This is a genomic window from Streptomyces sp. NPDC032161 (assembly GCF_040636995.1).
Lineage (GTDB): Bacteria > Actinomycetota > Actinomycetes > Streptomycetales > Streptomycetaceae > Streptomyces.
This window is the reverse complement of record NZ_JBEZVN010000030.1, coordinates 31,392-51,009: the sequence shown is the minus strand read 5'-3', so window position 1 is coordinate 51,009 and position 19,618 is coordinate 31,392. Positions and strand designations below refer to the sequence as shown.

Here is a 19,618-nt window from a genome sequence, read left to right as displayed (position 1 = left end):
GGGCATCGTGCGATCCACGCGGCGACGGGCACCGACGGGGCGTGCGGACGGTCGGCCGCCGGGCGACGGGCCAACCGCCGACTGGTGGGCCAACCGCCGGCCGACGGGTCAGCCGTTGGCCGACGGGTCAGCCGTTGGCCAGCGGGGTGTCGTCGGCGGTCCTGCGCCACAGCCGGTCGGAGCTGGGCTGGGCGATGTTCAGGTAGAGGCTGTCCCAGCTGCCGTCGTTGTACCTGTTCAGGCTGAGCGCGAGCTTCTTGTCCACCATCGGGCGGTAGATCCACCAGCCCGTGTAACTGTCGCCGACCCTCTCCGGGTACAGGCTCCACTTCTGCAGCCGCGACCCGTCACAGGTCCGGACGACGACCGTGGTCCCCCGCTGGGGCGTCGCGGCAGCGGGCTGGAGGCACTTGTTCGCGGCCTCGTTCCGCAGCGTGGCGGTGTAGGTGTGAGGGGCGTCCGCCTGCCAGGCGGAGAGGTCGATCTCCCACCGCTCGGTGCTGTACTTCCACGCGGGGTCGCGCAGGGTGATGCCGGTGGCGCCCTCGGCGGTGCTGTTGTTGAGCAGTGCCAGGCGGCTCCCGTCCATCTTGTTGATCAGGTCCTGGCCGGGGGCGGGCGCCGCGGAGACCGGTGTCTGACCGGAGGCGGCGAGGCCGGCCACAGCCAGTACGGCAGCGGCGAGAACCCTGGCGGGGTGAGAGCGCTTGGGCATGGCGGTGTCCCTTTCGGTGCTGGGGAGTGCGCGTCCGGTGCTGAGCGGTGCGCGCGGGCGGAGACCTGGGAATCCAAGCAGCCACCACCCCCGCGGAGACGGGGGCGCGGGGCGGGTGCGCCCCCTTTCACCCCATTGGCGGCCCATCCCGTCGGAGGCCCACCCCGCCGGGGCCACCCCCTTCCCGCGTCGGTTCAACTCGTGTGGAGCATCAGCCCGATGCCGACGACCATCAGCCCCGCCGCCGCCAGGCGCGGCGCGCCGAACCGTTCCTTGAAGAACAGCGTCCCCATGGCCGCGCCGACGATGATCGACGACTCCCGGAGCGCCGCGACCGGGGCCAGTGCCGCCCGGGTCTGCGCCCACAGGACGAGGCCGTACGCGGCCATCGAGAGCGCCGCACCCAGCAGTCCGCGAGCGGCGTACGGGCGCAGCTGCGCCATGAGCGCGCCCCGCCGCCGGCACAGGGCGTACGCCGGGATGGCCAGGCCCTCCAGGATCATCAGCCAGACGATGTAGCCCAGCGGGGTGCCCGCGGCCCGCACCCCGACCCCGTCGACCGTGGTGTACCCGGCGATGGCCAGGCCGGTCGCGACGGCGGCGCCCAGCGCCGGCCAGTCGGGTCGCCTGCCGGACCCGCGGATGCCCCAGAGGGCCAGCCCCACCAGCCCCGTCGAAGCCACCGCGACCCCCGCGGCAACCCAGGCGTCCGGGCGTTCGCCGACGAAGACGGCGGCGAGGACGGTCACCACCAGCGGGGCCGTGCCCCGGGCGATCGGATACATCTGCCCGAAGTCGCCCAATGTGAACGAGCGCATCAGCAGCAGCATGTACACCACGTGCAGAGCGGCCGAGACCGCGAGGTACGGCCAGGCACCGGCGGCCGGGAACGGGACGAAGCAGGCCGCCGCCGCGCTGATCAGCAGCGCGCCCCCGGAGATCAGGGTGAAGGAGACGAGCTTGTCCTCGATCGCGTGTGCGATGGCGTTCCAGCTGGCGTGGGTGACCGCGGCGACGAGTACGGCCAGGGCGACCAGCGGTGTCACGCGGACTTCTCGCGCACGTCCACGACCGTTCCGCCGGCGTGCGCGATCAGCTCCTCGGGGCCGAGAGGGAACACCGTGTGCGGGGTGCCCGCCGCCGCCCACACCACCGCGTGCTCCAGCAGCCCCCGGTCGGCCAGGACCCGGGTCCTCGTACGGTGCCCGAAGGGCGGTACGCCCCCGATCGCGTACCCGGTCGTCTCCCGGACCAGGTCCGCCCCGGCCCGCTTGACCTTCCCCGCCTCCAACTCGGCCCGCACCAGCTCGACATCGACGCGCGAGGCGCCGTCCATGAGGACCAGCACCGGCACGCCGTCCGCCTCGAAGACCAGCGACTTGACGATCTCGGACAGCGCGCAGCCGATCGCGGCGGCGGCCTCGGCGGCGGTACGAGTGGCCTCCGGGAACCGACGTACCTCGACATCGAGCCCCAGCTCCCGCAGGGCCTCGGCGAATCGGGGGTGGGCGTCGGACGGGGCGGCGGCGGAGGAGTTCATACCCCGCACGCTACCGAAGGCCGCGCCGGGCCCGTGGCGGCGGGATCGAAAGCTCGTGCCGCTATACGAGCCCGGTCGGCGGCCGACGCGTGTGAGCGGTGGCCGCCCGGTGTCCCATCCCGACCGCGGCCCCACCGGGCCGCCCGGAGCACTCCCGCTCTATGAACCCGCGCGGAGGACCGCCGCGACCACCGGGCCCGCCGCGTCGCCGCCGTGGCCGCCGGACTGGACGACCGCGGCGGCGGCCAGGTCGTTGCTGAAGCCGGTGAACCAACTGTTGGACGTGGCCTGGCCGTCCACCTCCGCCGAACCCGTCTTCGCCCCCTTGTCGCCGCCGACCGAGGCCATCGCGTCCTTGCCCGTGCCCCAACTCGCGGTCTGCCGCATCATGTTGGTGAGCTGCTGGGACACGGACGGGGACAACGAACGGGCGGCCCTGGCGATGGGGCGGCCGTCGAGGTCCGGGTCGACGATGATCGGCTGGTGGAAGGTGCCGTTCTTCGCGGTGGCGGTGATGGACGCGACGTTCAGGGCGTTCATCTGGATCGTGCCCTGGCCGATGTACTGGGCGGCGGCCTCGCCCCCGGTGGCCTCCGGCACGCTGCCGTCGAAGGTGGCCACACCCGTCTGCCAGTCCAGGCCGATCCCGAAGACGTCACGGGCCTCCTTGGCGAGCGCCGCGTCGTCCTTCGTGTCGTCGATCAGCTTGATGAAGGCGGTGTTGCAGGACCGGGCGAAACTCGTCGTCAGGGTGCCGTCCGGGATGGAGAAGTCGTCCAGGTTCTTGAAGGTGCGGCCCATGTACATCGCGGTGGGCGGGCACTCGATCTTCTGGTTCGCCGAGGTGAGCCCCTTCTCGATCAGCGTCGCCGCGGTCACGATCTTCATCGTCGAACCGGGCGCCTGCTTGCCGAGGAACGCCGCGTTGAACCCGTCGGCCGGGTTGTTGGCGACCGCCCGTATCGCACCCGTGGACGGCCTGATCGCGACCACCGACGCCTGGTTGTACTTCTTCACCGCGGTCTCGGCCGCCGCCTGGGCGTTCGCGTCCAGCGTGGTCTGCAGCCTGCCCGGTCTGCCCTCGCTGAGGGTGACGAGGGTCTTGTCCGGGCCGCCCGCTTCCGCGCTCTCGATCACGGTCTCGATGCCCGCGGTGCCGCCCGCCTTCTCCCCGTACTTCTCGCGCAACGTGTCCAGGACCGGGCCCAGGGAGGGGTACTTCTCCCTGGTGAGCACCTTGCCGTTGTGGTCCACCGCCTCGATCGACGGCGACGACGCCTCCTTGGTCTTCAACGATGCACCGGCCGTCAGCTCCGGGTGGATCACGGCGGGCTTCCAGTCGACCAGCGGCCTGCCGGTGGTCTGACCGCGCACCACGGTCAGTTCGGACGCGTACGACCAGGGCTTCGACTTCCCGCCGAACGACACGGTCGCCTTCACCGTGTACGGCACCTTCGTACCGACGGCCGCGCCCGGGGTGATCACCGCCCGGCTGACGTGGGCCTCGTCCCGGTAGCCGGCGAGGACCGGTTCGGCCTCGGTCGCGTTGTTGGTGAGCTGCGACGCGACGGTCGTGTCACCGTTCGCCCAGGCGTCGAGGAACCTCTTCGACACGTCGTCGATCTCCGCCTTGGTGACCGGCCCCGTCCGCACCTCGGCGGAAGTGGTCCCCGTGCCCGATTTGCCGTCGGCGTCGTTCAGCGTGCTCAGGACGTTGTACGCCCCGTAGCCCACCCCACCGGCCACGACCGCGAACACACCGCCGACGATCGCCACCTTCGCTCCACTGCGCATCCTTGCAGTCCCCTCCCCAGGAGTTCCCCCCTGAACGCGTACAAGTGAACGCGTTCAAGCGGATGCCGCTGGGCACCCTACGGGACACCGCCGACAACCGGGACCACCGTTATCGGAACGGGATATGTGTGGCCTGAACGCATCGGGACGTGCCGGGACACGTCGGTCGGATCCGGGCGGCGGGGGGTGGTGGCCGGATCCGCGAGACGTGCCGGTCGGGTCCGGGTGTCCTCCCGATTCGAGGGCGTGCTGGTCGGACCGGGGCGGCGTGCTCGTCGGATCCGGGTGGGCTCGTCAGATCCAGGTGTCCAGCCACATCCGTTCGCGCCAGGCGTCGTCCGGGATCGGGGTGCCGGTGTAGATCGGCCAGAAGTAGATGAAGTTCCAGATGATCAGCAGCACCAGCACGCCCGCCGCGACCGCCCCCAGCGTCCGGCGCCGATCGCTCGACACATCACCGCTCGGCGGGCCGGTCTCCCACGTCGGTCCGAGGCCCGCTTCCGCACCGGTCTCCCGGCCCGCACAAGTTCCGCCGCCCTTGCCCGTGCCCGTCCCCGCAGTGCCCGTGCCCGTAGCAACCGCACTCGTCCCCGGGCCCAGCATCGCGCCGATCATCATCGCCACCGCCAGACACAGGAACGGCACGAACACGACCGCGTAGAAGAGGAAGATCGTCCGCTCCTGGTAGAGGAACCAGGGCAGCCAGCCCGCCGCCACGCCGCAGGCGATCGCGCCCGCCCGCCAGTCGCGCCGGAAGATCCACCGCCACAGCACGTACACCAGGGCGAAGCACGCGGCCCACCACAGCAGCGGCGTCCCGATGGCGAGCACCTCGCGGGAGCACTTGCCGGTCGCCGATTCCGCGCAGCCCGGCTGCTCCGCCCAGAAGTACGACACGGGCCGGCCGAGCACGATCCAGCTCCACGGGTTGGACTCGTAGGTGTGGCCGGAGGTCAGGTTCACGTGGAACTCGTAGACCTGGTGCTCGTAGTGCCACAGGCCGCGCAGCCAGTCCGGCAGCCAGGTCCAGGCGCCGCCCTTGCCGTCGGTCTGTGCCCAGTCGCGGTAGTAGCCCTTGCCGGTGACGATCCACCCCGTCCAGGAGACGACATACGTGAGGACCGCGACCGGGACCGTCGAGACGAACGCCGGCAGCAGGTCCCGCTTCAGCACCGCCGTGTACGGGCGGATCGCGCCCGCCGTCCGCCGCGCGCCCACGTCCCACAGCACCGTCATCAGACCGAACGCGGCCAGGATGTAGAGACCGTTCCACTTGGTGGCGAAGGCCAGCCCCAGCAGCACACCGGCGGCGATCCGCCAGGGGCGCCATCCGAGCCGCAGATGCTCCGCCACGTCCACGTCGGGCCGCAGCACCCCCTCCTCGTCCACCGGCAGCGCGTCGGCGAGCCTGCGCCGCGACCGGTCCCGGTCGATCAGCAACGCCCCGAACGCGGCCACCACGAAGAACATCAGCACCAGGTCGAGCAGCGCGGTGCGGCTCATCACGAAGTGCAGACCGTCGAACGCGAGCAGCGTCCCGGCCAGGCATCCCAGGAACGTCGAACGGAACAGCCGCCGCCCGATCCGGCACAGCATCAGCACCGACAGCGTGCCGAGCACCGCCACCATGAACCGCCAGCCGAACGGCGTGAAGCCGAAGAGCTGCTCGCCCAACCCGATGATCCACTTGCCGACCGGCGGATGCACCACATAGCCCGGGTCCACCGGGACGGTCACCTTGGACGGGTCTTCCAGGATCAGCTTGTCGATGTTCTTGGGCCAGTCGCCCTCGTACCCCTGGTTGATCAGCGCCCAGGAGTCCTTGGCGTAGTACGTCTCGTCGAATATCAGCGCGTGCGGGCTGCCCAGCCTCCAGAACCGCAGCACCCCGGCGACCAGCGCCACCAGCAGCGGACCGCCCCACGCGGACCACCGCACCAGTCGCCCGGCCATGGCCGGGGAGATCCCGAGCACCGCCCACAGCTGGGCACCGGGCCGCGTGTACGGGGGGACCAGCCGCTCACGCAGCCCGATCCCGGGCCGGGGCACATGGCCGAAGCGGCGTAGCCGTCGCTGCCAGGAGGGCGGTTCCTCGCCGTGCGGATGTCCGGCGTCTTGGCCCGGCCGGGCGTCGGGCGCAGTACTCGTCACCGCGCCATCGTAGGGAACCGCCGCGCCGACGCAGGGGACGCGTCCGTTCGGGCGTCGTCATCCGCCCCGCGTCATCCGGCGCGGGAGTCCCAGGGGGCCCGGAAGTCCCCGGGAGTCCCCGCGGGTTACGGGGCCAGGGCCCCCGCAGTCACCGGAGCCCTGGTGGTCCCTGGTGGTCCCTGGTGGTCCCTGGTGGTCCCTGGTGGTCCCTGGTGGTCCCTGTGGTCCCTGTGGTCCCTGCGGGTCCTGCGGTCTCTGCGGTCCCGGTGGTCCTGGGAGGATGGCCCATGTGACTGGAACGACCGGAACGAATGGAACGACTGCCATGGCGGGCACGACCGGAACGCTGGTGCTCGCGGGAACCCCCATCGGCGACGTGGCGGACGCCCCGCCGCGCCTCGCCGCGGAACTGGAGTCGGCCGACGTCGTCGCCGCCGAGGACACCCGCCGGCTGCGCCGCCTCACCCAGGCGCTCGGCATCCACACCACGGGCCGGGTCGTCTCCTACTTCGAGGGCAACGAGTCGGCCCGTACCCCGGAACTCGTCGAGGCCCTGACCGGCGGCGCCCGCGTCCTGCTGGTCACGGACGCCGGGATGCCGTCCGTCTCCGACCCCGGCTACCGGCTCGTGGCCGCCGCCGTGGAGCACGGCATCAGGGTCACCGCCGTACCCGGCCCGTCCGCGGTGCTCACCGCGCTCGCCCTGTCCGCCCTGCCCGTCGACCGCTTCTGCTTCGAGGGCTTCCTGCCGCGCAAGGCGGGCGAACGGCTCGGCAGGCTCCGCGAGGTCGCCGCCGAGCGCCGCACCATGGTCTTCTTCGAGGCCCCGCACCGGCTCGACGACACCCTCGCGGCGATGGCCGAGGTCTTCGGCGCCGACCGCCGGGCCGCCGTGTGCCGGGAGCTGACCAAGACCTACGAGGAAGTGAAGCGCGGCCCGCTGGGCGATCTGGCGGCCTGGGCGGCCGAAGGGGTGCGCGGCGAGATCACCGTCGTCGTCGAGGGCGCGGCCGACACCGGACCCGAGGAATTGGACGCCGAGGAGCTGGTACGCAGGGTGCGGGTGCGCGAGGAGGCGGGGGAGCGACGCAAGGAAGCCATCGCCGCCGTCGCCGCGGAGGCGGGACTGCCCAAACGCGAGGTCTTCGACGCCGTCGTAGCGGCAAAGAACGCGGCGCGAACCGGCCCTGCGGAAGGCAAAGGACTATCGTAAAAAGCAAAGCGCGAGCCGCGCACCGGGCTTTTCTGCCATGAGAAGGCCAAAACCGCTCCAACACTCGACAGGGCCTGATGCGCTCCCGCCGGTACGGGCGTCCACTGGACCGGGGACCCACTCCCCGGAGTGCCGGTCCGGAGGACAAAGGAGCAGGCATGAGCGAGATCGCGGCAACCACCGTGCACGAGGCGTACGCCTTCGCTTGCATGAGGTGCGGGTACGGCTGGGAACAGTCCTACGAGATAGAGCATCACGTCGACGGTTCCGGCAAACCCTTCATCATCTACAAGGCGGACGGAGAGCGAGTTCCCTCGCCGCTCTCCAGGCCCACCTGCGCGAACTGCGGCGGTCACGTCGTCCGGATCATGCGGGCCGGACGGGTGTCGACCGTCGAACAGCTGCTGGGCCACTCCCGGTCGGACCGGCTCGCGTCGCGGGGCCTCGTCGCCCCGGCGGGCCCCATCGGCGCCGGGGGTGCCATCGAAGCGCCCAAGGGCGAGCGGCACCACTGGCAGCTGTCCAAGCTGCTGCATCCGTTCCACCGGAAGTGACCGGAGTTCCCGCCGGAAGTGACCGGCGTTCCACCAGAAGTGACCGGCGTTCCACCGGAAGCGGCCGGACGCGGCCGGACATGCGGCATCAGGTGCCGGGCGTGATCGCCCGGGTACGGGGAGCTGGTACGGGGAGCCGTCGTAGGACCCTCGTACGATCGTCGGCATGAGCCGCTCCGAAGCCCCGCCGTTGCCCGAGCCCCTCCGGGTACCGGTCGCCGATTCGCACACCCACCTGGACATGCAGGACGCGACCGTGGAGGAGGGCCTGGCCAGGGCCGCCGCGGTCAACGTGACCACCGTGATCCAGGTGGGCTGTGACGTCGCCGGCTCGCGGTGGGCCGCCGAGACCGCCGCCGCGCACCCGAACGTGCACGCGGCGGTCGCCCTGCACCCCAACGAGGCGCCGCGCATCGTGCACGGCGATCCCGACGGCCGGTCGCGCCAGGGGGCGCGTGAGGCGGGCGGGACGGCAGCCCTGCACGAGGCGCTGGCCGAGATCGACGCACTGGCCGCGCTCGACCACGTACGCGGTGTCGGCGAGACCGGCCTCGACCGCTTCCGTACCGGTCCCGAGGGCATGGCCGCGCAGGAGGAGTCGTTCCGGGCCCACATCGAGATCGCCAAACGGCACGGCAAGGCGCTCGTCATCCACGACCGCGAGGCGCACGCGGACGTGCTGCGCGTCCTGGCCGACGCGGGCGCGCCCGAGCGGACCGTGTTCCACTGCTACTCCGGCGACGCCGACATGGCCCGGATCTGCGCGGACGCCGGGTACTTCATGTCCTTCGCCGGGAACGTCACCTTCAAGAACGCCCGGCCGCTGCGCGACGCGCTCGCGGTCGCCCCGACGGAGCTGATCCTGGTCGAGACGGATGCGCCGTTCCTGACGCCCGCGCCCTACCGGGGGCGGCCCAACGCCCCGTACCTCATCCCGGTCACGCTGCGGGCCATGGCGGAGGTGAAGGGGCTGGACGAGGACACCCTGGCCGAGGCCGTCGCCGACAACACCGCCCGCGCCTTCGACTACTGAGGGCCGTCGGCCGCCACCGGCGGTGCCTCCCCGCGCGGGCGCCGGGCACGCGCGGGGACGAGTCCCCTCCCGCACGGCCGTACGCTTACCGGGTGAGCACCACAGAGCCCGATGCCCTCCTGGGCCCCGCAGACATCCGCGAGCTGGCCGCCGCGCTGGGCGTGCGCCCGACGAAGCAGCGCGGTCAGAACTTCGTCATCGACGCCAACACGGTCCGCCGGATCGTGCGCACGGCGGAGGTCCGCCCGGACGACGTCGTCGTCGAGGTCGGCCCGGGTCTCGGTTCGCTGACCCTGGCGCTGCTGGAGGCGGCGGACCGGGTGGTCGCCGTCGAGATCGACGACGTGCTGGCGGCGGCCCTGCCGACCACGGTCGCGGCCCGGATGCCGGAACGCGCCGACCGGTTCGCCCTGGTGCACTCCGACGCGATGCTGGTCCGGGAACTGCCGGGCCCGGCCCCGACCGCGCTGGTCGCGAACCTTCCGTACAACGTCGCCGTGCCGGTGCTGCTGACCATGCTGGAACGGTTCCCGTCCATCGAGCGGACGCTCGTCATGGTCCAGGCCGAGGTCGCCGACCGGCTGGCCGCCCGGCCGGGCAACAAGGTCTACGGCGTGCCGTCGGTCAAGGCCAACTGGTACGCGGACGTCAAGCGGGCCGGGGCCATCGGCCGCAACGTCTTCTGGCCCGCCCCGAACGTGGACTCCGGCCTGGTGTCGCTGGTCCGCCGCGCCGAACCCGTCACGACGCGGGCGAGCCGGACCGAGGTCTTCGCGGTCGTCGACGCGGCCTTCGCCCAGCGCCGCAAGACGCTGCGCGCGGCCCTGGCCGGCTGGGCGGGCTCCGCGTCCGCCGCCGAGGCGGCCCTGGTCGCGGCCGGGATCTCGCCGCAGGCCCGTGGCGAGGCGCTGACGGTCGAGGAGTTCGCCGCCATCGCCGAGAACAAGCCGGGCGGGATCGGTCCGGGAGCGTACGGGCCCCGCGAGGACTCGGGGCCGGGCGCGGACACGGACACGAACGACAACGACACGAACGACAACGGCACGAACGACAGCGGCACGAACACGGCTTCAGGGAGTGGCGAGTGAGCGTCACCGTCCGCGTACCCGCCAAGGTCAATGTCCAGCTCGCGGTCGGCGCCGCGCGCCCCGACGGCTTCCACGACCTGGCCAACGTCTTCCTCGCCGTCGGCCTGTACGACGAGGTCACCGTCACCCCCGCCGATGAACTGCGGATCACCTGCTCGGGCCCGGACGCCGCGAAGGTCCCGCTGGACGCGACGAACCTCGCCGCCCGCGCCGCGATCGCCCTGGCCGAACGGCACGGCATCGAGCCCGACGTGCACATCCACATCGCCAAGGACATCCCCGTCGCGGGCGGCATGGCGGGCGGCAGCGCCGACGGGGCCGCCGCGCTGCTCGCCTGCGACACCCTCTGGAACACCGGCGCCGACCGGGACGAACTCCTCGCCATCTGCGCGGAACTGGGCAGCGACGTCCCGTTCAGCCTGGTCGGCGGCGCGGCCCTCGGCGAGGGACGCGGCGAGCGGCTGACCCCGATCGAGGTCGGCGGCACGTTCCACTGGGTCTTCGCGGTCGCCGACGGCGGGCTCTCCACCCCGGCCGTCTACGGCGAGTTCGACCGCCTCACCGCCGGTACGGACGTCCCGGCCCCCGTCGCGTCCCCGGCGCTCCTGGACGCGCTCCGGACCGGGGACACCACCGCCCTCGCGGGCGCCCTGGGCAACGACCTCCAGCCCGCCGCGCTCTCGCTGCGCCCGGCCCTGGCCGACACCCTCGCCGCGGGCACCGCGGCCGGCGCCCTGGCCGCCCTGGTCTCGGGCTCCGGGCCGACCACCGCGTTCCTGGTGGCGGACGAGGAGACGGCACGCAAGGTGGCCGAGGCGCTGCTCACCTCGGGAACCTGCCGCGACGCCCGGACCGCGGTGTCCCCGGCGCCGGGCGCCACTGTCGTCTGACTGCGGGGCGGGGGAGGCACGAAGAGGCACGGGGAAGCGCGGAGATCCGGGACCGCCTTCCGGATCCGGGGCCGCTCGTGACCGTCCCCGCGGCCGGGTATCGCCCCCGTGACCGGTCGCCGAGCGTTGCCCCGGCTGCGGGCCGACTACCCTGGGACGTCGATCGAACCCCGGGGCAGGAGCGAAATGGCCGTCAATCTGATCAACGTCGAGCAGGTCGGCAAGGTGTACGGCACCCGTGCCCTGCTCGACAACGTGTCCCTCGGTGTGTCCGAGGGGGACCGGATCGGTGTCGTGGGCCGCAACGGCGACGGCAAGACGACCCTCATCCGCATGCTCGCCAAGCTGGAGGAGGCGGACAGCGGGCGCGTCACCCACAGCGGCGGGCTGCGCATGGGCGTGCTGACCCAGCACGACTCGCTCGACCCGCAGGCGACCATCCGCCACGAGGTGGTCGGCGACCTCGCCGACCACGAGTGGGCGGGCAGCGCCAAGATCCGCGACGTGCTCACCGGCCTCTTCGGCGGACTCGCCCTGCCGGGCTTCGAACACGGCCTGGACACCGTCATCGCCCCGCTCTCCGGGGGCGAGCGGCGCCGCATCGCGCTGGCCAAGCTGCTCATCGCCGAGCAGGACCTGATCGTCCTCGACGAGCCGACCAACCACCTCGACGTCGAGGGCATCTCCTGGCTGGCCGGTCATCTCCGGACACGCCGCTCCGCGCTCGTCTGTGTCACCCACGACCGGTGGTTCCTCGACCAGGTCTGCACCCGCATGTGGGACGTCCAGCGCGGCACCGTCCACGAGTACGAGGGCGGCTACAGCGACTACGTCTTCGCGCGCGCCGAACGGGAACGGATCGCCGCGACCGAGGAGACCAAGCGCCAGAACCTCATGCGCAAGGAGCTGGCCTGGCTGCGCCGCGGCGCCCCCGCCCGCACCTCCAAGCCGCGCTACCGCATCGAGGCGGCCAACGAACTCATCGCCGACGTCCCGCCGCCGCGCGACACCAGCGAACTGATGAGGTTCGCCAGCGCCCGGCTCGGCAAGACCGTCTTCGACCTGGAGGACGTGACCGTACGGGCGGGCAGCAAGACCCTGCTCGAACACCTCACCTGGCAGCTCGGCCCCGGCGACCGGATCGGCCTGGTCGGCGTCAACGGCGCGGGCAAGACCTCGCTGCTGCGGGCGCTCGCCGAGGCGGCCCGTACCGAGGGCGAGACCCAGCCCGCCGCCGGGCGGGTCGCCGTCGGCAAGACCGTCCGGCTGGCCTACCTCTCCCAGGAGGTCCACGAACTCGACCCGGACCTGCGGGTGCTGGAGGCCGTCCAGCAGGTACGCGACCGGGTCGACCTGGGCAAGGGCCGGGAGATGACGGCCGGCCAGCTCTGCGAGAAGTTCGGCTTCGCGAAGGAGAAGCAGTGGACCCCGGTCGGCGACCTCTCGGGCGGTGAGCGGCGACGGCTCCAGATCCTGCGCCTGCTGATGGACGAGCCGAACGTCCTCTTCCTCGACGAGCCCACCAACGACCTCGACATCGAGACCCTGACCCAGCTGGAGGACCTCCTCGACGGCTGGCCCGGATCGATGGTCGTCATCTCGCACGACCGGTTCTTCGTCGAGCGGACCACGGACCGGGTGATGGCCCTGCTCGGCGACCGCACGATGCGGATGCTGCCGCGCGGGATCGACGAGTACCTGGAACGCCGACGGCGGATGGAGGAGGCCGCGACCCCCTCCGCCGCGCCCGAACCGGCCGGGCAGCAGGCCGCGCCGACCACGACGCTCTCCGCGCAGGCCGCCCGTGCGGCCAAGAAGGAGCTGCAGAAGGTGGAGCGGCAGCTCGACAAGGTGGCGACGCGCGAGACCGCCCTGCACGCGCAGATCGCGGAGCACGCCACGGACTTCGAGAAGGTGGCGAAGCTGGACGCGGAGCTGCGCGAACTGGTCACGGAACGCGACGAGTTGGAGATGCGCTGGCTGGAACTGGCCGAGGACGCCTGACCCTTCGGGCCCGGCCGCGGCGCGCGTGACGTGTACGGCGTGCGTCTCGCACGCCGCGTACGTCGTCACAAGTACGGCGTGCGTGATCTGTACGGCGGGACTGATGCGACCGGCGGAACCAGTGGGTCCGGCGCGGCTGGTGTGACCGTTGTGGCTGGTGGTCCGGCCGGGGCTCGTGGGACGGGTGGTAGAAAGAAGCCTTGCCCGGTACGGCTTCAGCCGCCGGTCCGATCCGCACGAAGCGGGACGTGCTGATGACCCAGCCGCCCGGCCAGCAACCGCCGCGGGGAGGCTTCGGGGCTCCGTACGACCCGCCGTCGGCGCCGGACACGCCGTCCTCGCCGCCACCCGCCGGTTTCGGCCCCGGCCCAGTACCGCCCGGCTCCGTACCGCCGCCGGACCAGGCCCGGGCCACGGGCCCGTACGGGCCGGGGGCGTACGGCCCGCCGCCCGAGCAGCCGGGCTCTTACGGTGCGGCCCCCGCGCAACCCGGTCCGTACGGCGCGCCGCCCGCGCAGCCGGGCCCGTACGCCCCCGGCCCGTACGCGTACTCGTCACAGCCCGGCTACGGCCATCCGGCACCACAGCGACCCCAACCCCAACCCCAGCCGCAGCCGGAGTCCGGCGGTGGCGGGTTCCTCCGGGGCAGGCGCGGGGCGGTCGTCGGGGGCGTGCTCGCGGTGGCGTTGCTGGCCGGGGCCGGCGTCTGGATCGCCACGAGCGGCGACGGCGGCGGCGCGGGACCCGTGGCGAAGCCGACCGACGGTCCCGGGACCGCCTCCCCGCCCGCCGAGGACGGCGGCGCGAACGGCGGCAAGAACGGGGACACCGGGGACGGCGGCCACGACCTGCGCGCGAAGGTCGCGGAACTCAACGCCCGGCGCAAGCCCGGTGAGGCCAAGGTGCTGTGGCTCCAGGAGGGCGGCGTCGACCTGCCGCGCAACGGCTACGACGTGCACGGTCCCTGGATCGTCGGCGACACGATCGTCAAGGCCATGTACCGCACGGTCTCCGGCTATTCCGTCACCGACGGCAGCCGCAAGTGGAGCCTCGACCTGCCGTCCAGGATGTGCGCGGCGCCCGCGCAGGCCACCGCCGACGGCAAGATCGTCCTCGGGGTCGAGTCCGGCAACGGCGACAAGGCGTTCTGCGACTCGCTCCAGATGGTCGACCTCACGACCGGCGAGGCCGGCTGGCACAAGAAGTACAAGCGGCAGAGCGGACGCAGCTTCCTCGTGCACGCGAGGATCAGTGGCATCGACGACGAGGCCGAGATGTCGATGAAGTCCATTGCGGCTTTCGGGAATTGACGGTCACGCACCCGCGCGGCGCGGGACGGGTGACCGCCCGGCCCGAGGCGGGGGACCTGCCCGGCCCGAGGTCCGAGGCGTGACCGGCCCGCGGTCGGGGGCGTAACAAGGGCATCACGGGGCGGTTCTCCCTTGGGAACAGGGGGTGGACCGACCCGGTGGGCCGGGTGTTGCGGGTGGTACAAAGAAGCCCCGCTCGACTGTCGTAACACCGCGGGAACCATGCCCGATTCGCTCCTTTTCGTGGAGTTCGGGGAGTCTTGTCGGACTCTCTGTGCTCCTCGGAATCGCGGGGGAGACCGGAACGGGCACCGGACCGCACGAAGGGGGACGTGCTGATGAGCCAGCCGCCCGACCAGCAACCGCCGCAGGGAGGCTTCGGCGCACCGCAGGAGCCGCCGCCCGGGAGCCCGCTGCCGCCGCAGGGGCCGCCGCAGACCCCACCGTCCCCGCAGACCCCACCGGCTCCGCAGACCCCGCCGCCCACGCAGCCCGGATACGGCTACCCGCAGGCACCCGGTCAGGCGCCCGGCGCCCCCGGTCACGGCTATCCCCAGCAGCCGGGCCCGTACAACCAGCAGCCGGGGCCCTACGGCCAGCAGCCCGGCCCGTACAACCAGCCGACGCAGCCCGGCCCCTACAACCAGCCGGTGCAGCCGGGCCCGTACGGCCAGCCGGTGCAGCCCGGCCCCGGCTACCCGCAGCAGCAGTTCCCCGGCGCGCCGGTCCCCGGCGGCCAGGGCGGGGGCGGCGCGTCCAAGCGGAAGCCCGCGCTGATCGTCGGCGCCGCGGCCGCCGCGCTCCTGCTGATCGGCGGTGGCGTCTACGTCGCCACGAGCGGGGACGGCGACGACAAGAAGCCCGTCGCGGAGAAGAGCGACGACGGCGGACCGAGCGCGTCGCCGTCCGTCGACCAGGGTGACGGCAGCGGTGACGGACGCGTCGTCGACGAGGACCTCAACGCCGGGCGCAAGCCGGGCGAGGCGAAGGTCCTCTGGCTGCTGAAGAACGACATCGACCTGCCGCGCAACGGCTCGGACGTCTACGGCCCCTGGGTCGTCGGCGACACCGTCGTCAAGGGCATGTACCGCGGCATATCCGGCTACTCCGTGACCGACGGCAAGCCGAAGTGGAAGGTGGACCTGCCCGCCGACCTGTGCGCGGCGCCGGCGCAGACCACCACCGACGGCAAGATAGTCGTCGGGGTCAAGAACGGGACCACCAGCAAGGCGGACTGCTCGGACCTCCAAATGATCGACCTGAAGACCGGCAAGGCCGGCTGGAAGAAGTCGATCAAGAAGAACGGCATCTGGGACCTGATGTCGGACATCTCGCTCGCCATCAGCGGGGACACGGTCACCGTCGGCCGTACCGGCAACTCCAACGCCTACCGGGTCAGCGACGGCACGGAACTGTTCGGCAAGCAGCCGGGCAACTGCCAGCCGTTCGCCTTCGCCGGAGGCCCGAAGCTGATCGCCGCCTCCAACTGCCGCACCGGCGACGTCGACAACCCGCAGCACCAGATCCAGGAGATCGACCCGGTCAGCGGGAAGCCCCGGTGGACGTACCAGCCCAAGCGCGGGTGGGAGGTCGACCGGGTCTTCTCGGTGAGCCCGCTGGTCGTCTCCCTGAAGAAGGACAAGGAGTGGAGCATCCTCGCCCTCAGGGAGAACGGGACGCTCCGCACCGGCCTCACCAGTGACAAGGGCGACAAGTTCGCGCCGGACTGCGGCAGCGCGTTCGCCATCTTCGGCAAGTCCCTGGACGGCTGCACCGGTGTCGCCGCCGACGCCAACACCTTCTACATGGCGACCGCGCCGGACTCCGGCCTCGGCCGTACGAACAAGGTCGTGGCGTTCGACCTGAACACCGGCAAGACCAAGTGGAAGGCCGCCGCCCCGGCCGAGCGCGTGATCAAGCCGCTGCGCATGGAGGGCGGTGACGTGCTGCTCTACGTGGAGGCCGGTTACAGCAAGGGCGGCGGCATCGCCACCCTCGCCCCGAGCGGCGGCACGCCGAAGATGCTGCTGAGCCACCCCGCGTCGACGTCCAGGATCGAGAGCAGCTTCTACAACTCGAAGGTCGTCTACGCGGACGGCCGGTGTTTCGTCGCGAGCGGCCGGGTCAGCGCGAGCAACGACAAGGAAGAGCTGGAGACGAAGACCATGATGGCCTTCGGCAACTGACGGTCCGCGAGGGCTTTCGGGGCCGACCTCCGACGCTCCGGAAGCCCTCGCCGATCACGACCGGCCGACGCGGCGACCGGAGCGTCCGTCCCCGTCGGCCCCGACCCCAACGACTCCCTTCCCCCCGAGGTACGTACGTCATGACGCAGCCGCCCCAGCCACCCAACGAACCGCCCCAGGGCGGAACCGGCGCCCCGCAGAACCCGCCGCAGGGCGGTTTCGGCGCACCGCAGGATCCCCCGCAGGGTGGCTTCGGTGCACCCCAGGACCCGCCGCAGGGCGGTTTCGGCGCCCCGACGCCGCCGCCCGCCGACGCCGCGCAGCCCGCCGACGCCGTTCCGCCCGCGGGCGGGCCGCAGGGCGGTGGCTTCGGTGCCCCGCAGAGCCCGCAGCAGCAGCCGGGCCCCGGTTACGGCTACCCGGCCGGCCAGCCCGCCCAGCCGGGATACGGCTACCCGCAGGGCGGCGCGCCTCAGCCCGGTTACGGCTACCCGCAGGGGCTGCCGCCCGGTCAGCCCCCGCAGCAGGGCTACGGTTTCCCGCCCGGCCGGCCGCCGCAGCAGGGCTACGGCTACCCGACCACTCCCATGCAGCACCCGCCGCAGCCGAACGGCGACGGGGGCGGGCGCAAGAAGTTCAGCACCCAGATGCGGATCATCGTCGCCGCGTCGGTCGCCGTGGTGCTGATCGTCGTCGCCGGTATCTGGTACGGCTCCAGCGGCGGTGACGACGACAAGAAGGACCAGACGTCCCGGTCCAGCGGCGGCACCGGCGGCAAGGAGGACGGCACGGGCGGCACCCTCGGAGGCGGCGGCAAGGAGAAGGCGCCGACGGACCCCAAGGCCGGGGTCGCCTTCCAGGCACCGATGCCCAAGGTCACCGACGTCACCAAGCTCGACGGCTCCTGGCTGACCGACAAGGCGTACGTGAAGACCGGTCTGAACGAGATCGTCGGCTACGACCGGGTCAAGGGCACCAAGCTGTGGTCCATCCCGCTGGCGGGCCAGCTCTGCGCCGCCTCCCGGCACATGTCCGCGGACTACAAGACGGCCGTCGTCTTCGAGGAGGGCAGGCCGACCAAGGGCAAGAAGTACCCGCCGTGCAACCAGATAGGCGGGCTCGACCTGAAGACCGGCAAGCTCATGTGGAGCAAGTCGGTGACCGCCGAGACCAGCGGTGACGCCGCGGTCAGGTTCGCGGAGGTCACGGTCAGCGGCACCACGGCCGCCGCGGGCGGCCTGGAGGGCGGCGCCGCCTTCGACCTGAACACCGGCGCCGAGCGCTGGAAGCCGAAGGCGAGCGCCGACGGCTGCTTCGACCGCGGGTACGGCGGCGGCGAGGCGCTGGCGGTGGTCCGCAGCTGCGGCGGGTACGACGATCCGCAGCTCGTCGTCCAGGCGCTGAACCCGACCACCGGCGCCCCGATCTCCTCGTTCAAGATGCCGCCCGGCGTCGACTACGCGAGCATCGTCTCCACCAAGCCGCTGGTCGTCGCGGCCGACGTCGGCGACACCGCCGGGGACGGCAGCGGTATCTCGGACTTCTTCTCGATCGACGCCTCCACCGGCAAGCTGCTTACCAGGATCGCGGTCGACGGCGACAAGTACGCCGCGCGCTGCGGCTCCACCGAGGTCGAGTCCTGCGGCAAGGTGGCCGTCGGCAACAACCGCATCTACGTGCCGACCGAGGACCACGAGGGCACCAGCGAGTACGGCGACACCAACGAGATCGTCTCGTTCGACCTCACCACCGGCAAGCCGACCGGCGACCGGGCCGACGCGGGCGACCGGTACACGATGTACCCGCTCCGCATGGACGGCGGCAACATCATCGCGTACAAGCTGCCCCCGTACGACAAGGGCGGCCAGATCGTCTCCATCGACGGCGGAACGTTCAAGCAGACGCTGCTGATGGAGAACCCGAGCGACAAGGCCATCCGTGACGTGGAGAGCAGCTTCACGCCGGACTACTCCGAGATCCTCTACGAGGACGGGCACCTGTACCTGTCCGGCACTCTCGTGAGCAAGCCGCACGGCTCCCTGGACACGGACCGGCGCCTGTTCGTCGGTTTCAGCCGGAAGTAACGACCGCGGGTGAGGCCGTAACCGCCGGGCGCGGTTCGCGGGGGTGGTGTCCGTCCGTCGGACACCACCCCCGTACGCGTTCCGGGGCCCGTGCCGCCGCGTGTCATCGGCACTGCCGCCGCCCGGCCTCGGCGGCGGGCGATTGTAGCAGCGCCCGTTGGACATGACGAGGCGTCAACTGGTCGTCGGGGGAACGGGATCGGTCATCCGCGTCCTTTGGCCGATAAGGCGTCCGCGGTGCCGGACGAGCGTGTACCTTGCCGGGTCATGGTGGGCCGGGGGGTCTGGCGCCAGTGCTACGGGGGTGTGCTCGATGGGTGTGCGGCTCATGGTGATCGACGATCACCGACTGCTCGCCGAGGCGCTCGCCTCGGCGTTGAAACTGAGGGGCCACCGGGTGCTCGCGGCGGTCGCGCCGATTGCGGGGGCGGCGGAACTGGTGATCAGCCGGGTGCCCGAGGTCTGCCTGTTCGGCACCGCGGCACCCGCCGAACCCGGAGTCTTCGACCCGGTCGTACGCATCCGGCGGGAACGCCCGCAGGTGGCCGTGGTGGTGCTCGGCCCGGTGCCCAGCCCGCGCGGGATCGCGGCGGCGTTCGCGGCGGGCGCCGCGGGATACGTCCGTCACGACGAGCGCATGGAGGGCGTCGAGCGCGCGATGACCAAAGCGCGGGCCGGGGAGGCCGCGGTGGCGCCGCAACTGCTGCAATGCGCCTTCGCCGAGCTGCTCGACCCGGCCGCCGCACCGGACGACGAGGGGCAGCGGCTGCTCCGGATGCTCACCCCGCGCGAGATCGAGGTGCTGGTGCGGGTCGCCGAGGGCGAGGACACCCGGCTGATCGCGGAGGGGATGCGCATCGCGTCCAGCACCGCGCGCACGCATGTGCAGCGGGTGCTGATGAAGCTGGGCGTCGGCTCCCGGCTGGAGGCCGCGGCGCTCGCGGCCCGCACGGGGCTGCTGGACCGGGCCGCCACGGTCCCGAGGCAGGGACGGCCGGAAGCCGACTGACGCTCCCGGGCCCGTTCCCGGTCCGGGCCCGGGTCCAGGCCGCGGAG

The 19,618-nt window shown here is 72.3% G+C and carries 15 protein-coding genes; 10 read left to right on the top strand and 5 right to left on the bottom strand.

Translation table 11 applies throughout. From position 1 onward, the window contains the following. Positions 1–127 precede the first annotated feature (127 nt). The 5 genes from AB0E67_RS29870 to AB0E67_RS29850 all read right to left on the bottom strand — a co-directional run bounded on the left by AB0E67_RS29870 (position 128) and on the right by AB0E67_RS29850 (position 6,200). The gene (locus AB0E67_RS29870; protein ID WP_362032341.1) at positions 128–715 is read right to left on the bottom strand and encodes an RICIN domain-containing protein; all 588 of its coding nucleotides are present in this window, start codon (positions 713–715) and stop codon (positions 128–130) included. A gap of 194 nt (positions 716–909) precedes the next feature. Further along, the gene (locus tag AB0E67_RS29865; protein WP_362032338.1) at positions 910–1,761 is read right to left on the bottom strand and encodes a DMT family transporter; all 852 of its coding nucleotides are present in this window, start codon (positions 1,759–1,761) and stop codon (positions 910–912) included. Beyond that, positions 1,758–2,255 (bottom strand): YbaK/EbsC family protein, encoded by a 498-nt coding sequence (locus tag AB0E67_RS29860; protein WP_362032335.1) that lies wholly within the window; start codon positions 2,253–2,255, stop codon positions 1,758–1,760. The genes AB0E67_RS29865 and AB0E67_RS29860 overlap by 4 nt, the downstream gene beginning before the upstream one ends. A gap of 159 nt (positions 2,256–2,414) precedes the next feature. Then, the gene (locus AB0E67_RS29855; RefSeq protein WP_362032332.1) at positions 2,415–4,049 is read right to left on the bottom strand and encodes a penicillin-binding transpeptidase domain-containing protein; all 1,635 of its coding nucleotides are present in this window, start codon (positions 4,047–4,049) and stop codon (positions 2,415–2,417) included. A gap of 294 nt (positions 4,050–4,343) precedes the next feature. Continuing rightward, positions 4,344–6,200 (bottom strand): phospholipid carrier-dependent glycosyltransferase, encoded by a 1,857-nt coding sequence (locus AB0E67_RS29850; protein ID WP_362032329.1) that lies wholly within the window; start codon positions 6,198–6,200, stop codon positions 4,344–4,346. A 325-nt stretch (positions 6,201–6,525) separates the two neighbouring features. Between AB0E67_RS29850 and rsmI the strand changes: the two genes are divergently transcribed. From rsmI to AB0E67_RS29800, 10 genes are all read left to right on the top strand, one after another. Then, on the top strand, positions 6,526–7,413 hold the full coding sequence (gene rsmI / locus AB0E67_RS29845; protein ID WP_351518949.1) for a 16S rRNA (cytidine(1402)-2'-O)-methyltransferase: 888 nt from the start codon (positions 6,526–6,528) through the stop codon (positions 7,411–7,413). Between the two features lie 158 nt (positions 7,414–7,571). Continuing rightward, entirely contained in the window at positions 7,572–7,967 is a 396-nt protein-coding gene (locus tag AB0E67_RS29840; RefSeq protein ID WP_362032326.1) for a hypothetical protein, read from the top strand. Between the two features lie 166 nt (positions 7,968–8,133). Further along, positions 8,134–9,000: a TatD family hydrolase gene (locus tag AB0E67_RS29835; RefSeq protein ID WP_362032324.1), complete on the top strand. Its 867-nt coding sequence runs from the start codon at positions 8,134–8,136 to the stop codon at positions 8,998–9,000. Positions 9,001–9,092: 92 nt separating this feature from the next. Continuing rightward, a complete protein-coding gene (rsmA, locus tag AB0E67_RS29830; RefSeq protein WP_362032321.1) occupies positions 9,093–10,088 on the top strand; it encodes a 16S rRNA (adenine(1518)-N(6)/adenine(1519)-N(6))-dimethyltransferase RsmA in 996 nt (331 codons plus the stop codon). Then, a complete protein-coding gene (locus AB0E67_RS29825) occupies positions 10,085–10,978 on the top strand; it encodes a 4-(cytidine 5'-diphospho)-2-C-methyl-D-erythritol kinase (protein WP_362032318.1) in 894 nt (297 codons plus the stop codon). The genes rsmA and AB0E67_RS29825 overlap by 4 nt, the downstream gene beginning before the upstream one ends. Positions 10,979–11,164: 186 nt before the next feature. After that, positions 11,165–12,982, top strand: coding sequence for an ABC-F family ATP-binding cassette domain-containing protein (locus AB0E67_RS29820; RefSeq protein WP_362032315.1), 1,818 nt, complete (start codon positions 11,165–11,167; stop codon positions 12,980–12,982). Positions 12,983–13,236: 254 nt separating this feature from the next. Further along, positions 13,237–14,292: a hypothetical protein gene (locus AB0E67_RS29815; RefSeq protein ID WP_362032313.1), complete on the top strand. Its 1,056-nt coding sequence runs from the start codon at positions 13,237–13,239 to the stop codon at positions 14,290–14,292. 338 nt (positions 14,293–14,630) lie between these two features. Beyond that, positions 14,631–16,478 (top strand): PQQ-binding-like beta-propeller repeat protein, encoded by a 1,848-nt coding sequence (locus AB0E67_RS29810; RefSeq protein WP_362032311.1) that lies wholly within the window; start codon positions 14,631–14,633, stop codon positions 16,476–16,478. A 140-nt stretch (positions 16,479–16,618) separates the two neighbouring features. Further along, complete coding sequence (locus AB0E67_RS29805; RefSeq protein ID WP_362032308.1) at positions 16,619–18,562, top strand: PQQ-binding-like beta-propeller repeat protein; 1,944 nt, start codon at positions 16,619–16,621, stop codon at positions 18,560–18,562. Positions 18,563–18,875: 313 nt separating this feature from the next. After that, positions 18,876–19,571, top strand: a complete 696-nt coding sequence (locus AB0E67_RS29800; protein WP_362032305.1) for a LuxR C-terminal-related transcriptional regulator — start codon at positions 18,876–18,878, stop codon at positions 19,569–19,571. Positions 19,572–19,618: the final 47 nt, after the last annotated feature.

What these genes read in the sequence shown, in the direction of transcription:
- AB0E67_RS29800 (WP_362032305.1), top strand. Translation starts at nt 18,876, where the DNA reads ATGGGTGTGCGGCTCATGGTGATCGACGATCACCGACTGCTCGCCGAG.
- AB0E67_RS29805 (WP_362032308.1), top strand. Translation starts at nt 16,619, where the DNA reads ATGACGCAGCCGCCCCAGCCACCCAACGAACCGCCCCAGGGCGGAACC.
- rsmI (WP_351518949.1), top strand. Translation starts at nt 6,526, where the DNA reads ATGGCGGGCACGACCGGAACGCTGGTGCTCGCGGGAACCCCCATCGGC.
- AB0E67_RS29870 (WP_362032341.1), bottom strand. Translation starts at nt 715, where the DNA reads ATGCCCAAGCGCTCTCACCCCGCCAGGGTTCTCGCCGCTGCCGTACTG.
- AB0E67_RS29815 (WP_362032313.1), top strand. Translation starts at nt 13,237, where the DNA reads ATGACCCAGCCGCCCGGCCAGCAACCGCCGCGGGGAGGCTTCGGGGCT.
- AB0E67_RS29820 (WP_362032315.1), top strand. Translation starts at nt 11,165, where the DNA reads ATGGCCGTCAATCTGATCAACGTCGAGCAGGTCGGCAAGGTGTACGGC.
- AB0E67_RS29840 (WP_362032326.1), top strand. Translation starts at nt 7,572, where the DNA reads ATGAGCGAGATCGCGGCAACCACCGTGCACGAGGCGTACGCCTTCGCT.
- AB0E67_RS29810 (WP_362032311.1), top strand. Translation starts at nt 14,631, where the DNA reads ATGAGCCAGCCGCCCGACCAGCAACCGCCGCAGGGAGGCTTCGGCGCA.
- AB0E67_RS29855 (WP_362032332.1), bottom strand. Translation starts at nt 4,049, where the DNA reads ATGCGCAGTGGAGCGAAGGTGGCGATCGTCGGCGGTGTGTTCGCGGTC.
- AB0E67_RS29835 (WP_362032324.1), top strand. Translation starts at nt 8,134, where the DNA reads ATGAGCCGCTCCGAAGCCCCGCCGTTGCCCGAGCCCCTCCGGGTACCG.
- AB0E67_RS29860 (WP_362032335.1), bottom strand. Translation starts at nt 2,255, where the DNA reads ATGAACTCCTCCGCCGCCGCCCCGTCCGACGCCCACCCCCGATTCGCC.